A 283-nucleotide genomic window follows, 5' to 3' on the forward strand; every position below is an offset into this window, starting at 1 on the left:
TCGCGGCGCAGGGACACGATGGTGGGCACGCTCCAGCCCCGCTCGAAGAAGTACTCGTAGAGGAAGCCGTCCCGCAGCGACCCCGCCTGACCGGTCAGCAGCGGGACCCAGCTCCGGCCCTGCAAGCCGGCCGGCGGCGGCACGCCGGCGAGCTCCAGCAGGGTCGGCGCCAGGTCGATGTTGAGCACCTGAGCCGTCTGCGCGACCCCGCTCCCAGGTAGCTGGGGGTAGCGCAGCAGCAGGGGTATCCGGATCGACTCCTCGTAGGCGTTGCGCTTGTTGC

Annotated in this window: 1 protein-coding gene; it reads right to left on the bottom strand. The window is 71.0% G+C overall.

Annotated features, from left to right (window positions below):
* Window positions 1–283, bottom strand: a 283-nt coding sequence (locus ACSNOK_RS33915; RefSeq protein WP_436784590.1) for a sulfatase/phosphatase domain-containing protein, incomplete at both ends; no start/stop codon positions are given.

This window comes from Streptomyces sp. URMC 126, assembly GCF_051386555.1.
Lineage (GTDB): Bacteria > Actinomycetota > Actinomycetes > Streptomycetales > Streptomycetaceae > Streptomyces.